3 protein-coding genes are annotated in these 4,215 nt (G+C 39.3%); all 3 read right to left on the reverse strand.

Annotated elements, in window-relative coordinates:
- Positions 1-33: 33 nt before the first annotated feature.
- Positions 34-2,493, reverse strand: a complete 2,460-nt coding sequence (locus WDC_RS08875) for a phosphoketolase family protein (protein ID WP_044011508.1) — start codon at positions 2,491-2,493, stop codon at positions 34-36.
- A gap of 387 nt (positions 2,494-2,880) precedes the next feature.
- Positions 2,881-3,165: a DUF2000 family protein gene (locus WDC_RS08880; RefSeq protein WP_225349645.1), complete on the reverse strand. Its 285-nt coding sequence runs from the start codon at positions 3,163-3,165 to the stop codon at positions 2,881-2,883.
- A 157-nt stretch (positions 3,166-3,322) separates the two neighbouring features.
- Positions 3,323-4,215: M20/M25/M40 family metallo-hydrolase (locus WDC_RS08885; protein WP_044011509.1), on the reverse strand; the 893-nt coding region annotated here is incomplete at its 5' end.

Here is a 4,215-nt window from a genome sequence, read left to right on the forward strand (position 1 = left end):
CCGAGAATTGAGTATTTAGTAATTGAGATTAAATTACTTCTTTAAAGCAGTCCATTTCCAGTCAGTGAACTCTTCAATATCGCGACCTTCGTCACGTGTAACCTTGAAGTGTTTTGCAAGAATGGCGTCCATCTTGTCATCAAATGTTTTACCATCTGCTGCGGCAATTACGCCTTCAGAAACAAGAGTTTGAACAGCATCTTGAGCTTGGTGGAAACGATCTAATTCTGAATATACACGCATATCGTAAACGGTAGTGATATCACCATCTTCACGATAACCATGAACATGTAGACCCAAGTGCTTACGTTCGTAGAACATTGATTCGATCAGATCTTCGTAACCATGGAAGCCAAACACAACAGGTGTGCCTGATTCGCCAAAGAACTTACTGAATTCTGCATCTGACAATGAACGTTCTGCGTTCAACTTACCATTCTTCTTTTGCAAACGGTCAAGTTCAACAACGTTAACGTAACGCATTTTAACTTGTGGGAATGCTTCATTGATCAAGTCAATGGCAGCCAAAGTTTCGATAGTTGGTTCAACACCAGCTGAGGCAAAGACGATATCAGCCTTCTCACCTTCAGCAACTGTTGAAGCCCAATCGATTGTTTTAAGACCATTTGTGGCTAATTCTTCAGCTTCATCAACTGAGAACCATTGTTGACGTGGTTGCTTAGAAGCAACAATATGGTTAATCTTTTGGCGTTCAGTAAATGCACGATCAAAGACGGCCAACAGTGTGTTAGCATCACCTGGTAAGTACTGACGAACAAAGTCAGACTTCTTTTCAGCTAAATGAGTTAACAGACCTGGATCTTGATGAGTGTAACCATTGTGATCTTGTTGGAACACAGTTGATGTTGAAATTAAGTTCAATGAAGGATAATCATTGCGCCAGTCTTCAGCAGCAGCTTGGCGAATCCACTTGAAGTGCTGTGTGATCATTGAATCCACTACTCGTAGGAATGATTCGTATGAAGCAAAGATTCCAGTACGACCAGTCAATGTGTAGGCTTCTAGCCAACCTTCAGCTTGGTGTTCTGATAATTGAGAATCCAAGATCCGGCCTTCTGGAGCAACAAATTGATCATTTGGTTCTTTGATTTCTTCCATCCATTGACGGTTAGTAACATCAAACATTTCCCAGAGACGGTTTGACATTGTTTCATCAGGACCGAAGAAGCGGAATGATGTTGGGTTCTTTTGTGCTAGTTTAGCTAGGTAGCCAGAAAGAACGTTCATATCCATGTTACGGTTGGCATCATCTAATTCAGAACCACGATTGTCAGCAGTAATCTTGTTAGTGAAATCTTTCCAGTTAGGTAAATCAAGAGTTTCTGGCTTTTCACCACGAGGACGACCACCATTAGCAACTGGGTTCATTGCCATTCGCTTGTCACCCTTAGGAGCAAAGTCAGCTACTTCAGCTTTAAGTGAACCATCAGTATTGAATAATTCAGCTGGCTTGTATGAATTCATCCATTCTTCGAATTGTGGTAATTCTGCTAAGTTACCTTGTGCAAGGCCAAGTGGAACTTGGTGCGCACGGAATGAATTTTCGATTGGTTCGCCATGTGTGTTCTTACGTGGGCCACCCCAACCTTTTGGTAGGCGAGCAATAATAACAGGCCATGCAGCAATTTCGCCATCTTGATAACGACCATTTTCACGGGCATCCTTTTGAATAGCTTGAATGTCAGCAATTGCTTGGTCATAAATCTTGGCTGCTTTTTCGTGGTAAGTCATGTAATCATGAATATCGTCATTTTCAAGGAAGCGAGGTGACCAGCCAAGTCCTTCAAAGAACTTGTTAATCTCTTCATCGCTCATCCGTGAGAAGATGGTTGGGTTTGAAATCTTAAATCCATTTAAATCTAGGGTTGGCAAAACAGCACCATCGTTCTTAGGGTTCAAGAACTTGATTGAGTGCCAAGCTGTCATAGCTGGACCAGTTTCAGCTTCACCATCACCAACAACTGTGAATGCGATTTGGTCAGGATTATCCAACACAGCACCAGAAGCGTGTGATAATGAATAACCCAGCTCGCCACCTTCATGCAATGAGCCTGGAGTTTGGGCAGTCATATGTGAACCAATTCCACCTGGGAATGAGAACCGTTTGTATAAACGTGACATACCTTCAAGGTCTTGTGTAATTTCTGGATAATCTTCAGTATATGAACCATCCAAATACGAGTTTGTCACCATAACTTGTCCACCGTGACCAGGGCCACCAATGTAGAACATGTTTAAACCGTACTTGTTGATCAAACGGTTGGCATGTGCGTACAAGAAAGTTTGTCCTGAGATAGTACCCCAGTGGCCAATTGGCTTAACTTTGATGTCACTAGCCTGAAGTGGTGTATTTGTAACGGAGAACAATGGATTGTTCTTCAAAAAGATCATACCGCCTGAAAGGTAAGTACTAGCGCGCCACCATGCGTCAACTTTTTCCAAATATTCTTTGGAATCATAATCTACTGCCATGAATTTTACTCTCCTTCGTAAACTTGAATAACTACTAAAAATAGTCTAAGTAGCAACAACGTAAATTCACTTAACTTTTCAATTTACACTCACTATAATACTTGCTTTTTAAAAAAAGTCAACTTTTTTTAAAATTGATACGATCCAATTCCAAAATGACCGGTAAAACTGATTATATCAGCAAGGCGATAGACAAATATCTGCAATTCTATAGCAGAATCAAGCTCAACTGTTAAAAATACATCTTAAATTAAAAATAACTGCCCAATAAAACGGTATAATCGGCAGTCATTTTTATATTATTTTTGCAAGCCACTATGCCTAGCTAACCTTATAGACGTCTGTTAAATTAGATAAACTAAACAAATTTAGTATATAGCTAAGGTTTCACTGCAGTAAACTAAATTTTTTTGTTAAACCACGAATCAATTCATCCTCCCCTGATAGTGTAATTCCCACTGGCTTCAGCACTTCTAATGTATTATTCATAATAATTGTTTCATACTCTTCAAATCGATTATTCAAAGATTGCCCCTTGGCAGTGAAAACGACACTTGTAACGGTCTCATCTCCACTAAGTTGCTGCGCCAACTTTGAAATTTGTCCAGATCCACCCTTCAAAAGTACCGTACTATTTTTTATGCCAGCATGCCGAACGCCATCCTTGTCCAAAATTTCATCATCTGAGAACGTTGATGGATCGATTTTACTAATTTACCCCATTAAAATAGCAGCTACATTGCCCACCTGACCAATGGTTAAATTTCTATCTAAAATTATTGCATTTCGTTTCATGAATAATCCTCGTTTATCTGTCATTTTTAGCTTTTCATTTAACTAAATTATTTGCTAATTCATACGAAATCTTAATTCCATCAATAAAGTCTTTTTTCGTCATATTCTCATTAGGCGCATGGTTATGTTGATCGTAATTGGCGTATGGAATTGTTACTACCGGTACTTTGAGAATATCTGTCCAAACGTAATTGGGCACTGTACCAGCCATGACAGGTTCTACAACAACCGATCCCGTTGCTTGTTCCACGATTGAAGTAAAGGTATTGAGCATGTCTTTGGACAAATTAGATGTACTTGGCGGAGTTGCACCAAGATATTTTATTGAAACTTCATTATTTGCCACTTCAGCTGCAAGAACCTTTTCAAGACCTTCTTTCATGGAGCTAACACTTTGGGTACCAACTAACCGACAGTCAATCTTTACTGTTGCTTGATGTGGAATAACAGTTTTTATCCCTTTTCCTGTATATCCGCCTCCAATCCTCGCAATATTAAATGTTGGCTGATACATTAACCGCTCGTAAAATTCCAATTTATTAGGGATATTTTTTAATCCCATTTGTGAACATATTTGTGCTTTGTCATATGGCAGTGCAGCTAATAAATCAGTTTTAATATCACTTTTGGTCGGAACACCTTCATAGAAGTTAGGAATCAGAACTTTTTGCGTATCAAAATCATACAATTTTCTTAATACAGCAATCAATTTAATTGCTGCACTAGTCATAATATTGCCTGCATTACCAGAATGGTTATCATTCTTACCAGTTTGAGTAGTTAATTCAAAGCCAAACAGACCACGGTTCCCTAATCTAACCACATGCTCTCCATCTTGATTAATTGAACCATCAACCACCACTGCCAACTCAATATTTTTCAGCAGCGAGTCACGCAAGCTCGAAACTGTTGTGCCTAAGTTGGATT

Origin of the sequence: Paucilactobacillus wasatchensis (genome assembly GCF_000876205.1) — a bacterium.
Taxonomy (GTDB): Bacteria; Bacillota; Bacilli; order Lactobacillales; family Lactobacillaceae; genus Paucilactobacillus; species Paucilactobacillus wasatchensis.